Source organism: Candidatus Nitrosarchaeum limnium BG20 (assembly GCF_000241145.1).
Classification (GTDB): Archaea; Thermoproteota; Nitrososphaeria; order Nitrososphaerales; family Nitrosopumilaceae; genus Nitrosarchaeum; species Nitrosarchaeum limnae.
The window spans coordinates 1-1,586 of sequence record NZ_AHJG01000343.1; the positions used below are offsets into that span (position 1 = coordinate 1).

Below are 1,586 nucleotides of genomic sequence, written 5' to 3' on the forward strand. Positions count from 1 at the left end.
TTAATGAATTTGAAACAAAATATTTTTTACCACATTTGAAGCATTGCCAAAGATATGCATTATTGATCTTTTTTTGATATTGCATAGGTAACAAACATGAAGTACAAAGAAATCCTTCAGGAGCATCATCAATTAATGGAATTTTCTTTTTAATCAAATTAACAAATATGAGTTATTTCAGAACTATAAATTCTCTATCATAGTTACAAATCAAAAGATCAAATCTAAAAATCATAAAAGGAAAAATAGATTAGTACACTAAGTTTTAAAAATACGATATGAATTTACTGTCCATAGGTGGATCTGATCCATCATCGGGGGCAGGTATTCAAAGCGATGTTAAAACTTTTGATTCACTAAATGCTTATGGTTTAACAGTAATCACTGCAATAACAGGTCAAAATACATCCAATTTTGGAATGGTTGAGCCAGTATCACAAAAAATATTGAAAAATCAGCTAGATTCGATAATGACAGATTTTAAAATAGACGGAATTAAAATTGGAATGGTTTACAATTCGGAGATAATAAAAACAATTTCCAAAGAACTAAAAAATAAAAAAATTCCAATTGTGATTGATCCTGTGATAAAATCCACCACGGGGGGCCAACTAATCGATAAAGCAGCAATTGTAGATTTTAAAAAATTTTTAATTCCATTGGCTACAGTCATCACTCCAAACAAATTTGAAGCTGAGTTTTTGTCAGAAATTAAAATAAGAACAAAAAAATCATTGCATAAAGCTGCTCTAAAAATTCAAGCGATGGGAGTAGAGAACGTCATCATTACTGGATTGAAATCAGATGGACAGATTTCAGATTACATACTTGAACAAAAAAATGAATATACAATATCGAGCAAAAAAATCTCAAAAACTAATCATGGTAGTGGGTGTAATTATTCGGCATCTCTATTATTTTCACTAGTAAATGGAGCACCATTAAAAGATGCAGTGAAATTCTCAAAAGAGTTTACATATAATTCAATTAAAAATGCTAAAAATATCGGATATGGAATATCAATTACACAAATTAAAAACAAAGATGAAATTCACAGTGAATTAACAAATGCAATAAATAAATTTCTCCAGATTAAAAATATACATAAAAACATTCCAGAATGTCAAACAAATTTTGTTTTTTCAAAAAAGAATCCAAAATCAATTAAAGAGATACTAGGAATCTCAGGAAGAATAGTAAAAACAGGAAATGCAGTAACAGTTGCAGGAGATTTGGCATATGGGGGTTCAAAGCATGTTGCTAGAGCTTTGATCATTATGAACAAAAAATTTCCAGATATGTGCTCTGCAATTAATTTAAGATATAGTGAGGAAATAATATCAAAATTAAGAAAAAAAAGATTAGTTATTGCTAGTTACGATAGAAGTAAAGAACCAAAGAATGTAAAATCCAAAGATGGGTCCACAGTAGAATGGGGGATAAAACAAGCAATAAGAAATTTAAAAAAACCACCAGATGTAATTTACCACACAGGAGATTTTGGAAAAGAGCCAATGATAATAATTTTTGCCGAAACGCCCACATTAATTCTTAAAAAGATTTCAAAGATATTTGATTTTAAAATA

The 1,586-nt window shown here is 28.8% G+C and carries 1 protein-coding gene; it reads left to right on the forward strand.

The annotated features are described in order from the left end of the window. Window positions 1-278: 278 nt before the first annotated feature. The coding region (thiD, locus tag BG20_RS11555; protein ID WP_010195695.1) for a bifunctional hydroxymethylpyrimidine kinase/phosphomethylpyrimidine kinase at window positions 279-1,586 on the forward strand (1,308 nt) is incomplete at its 3' end.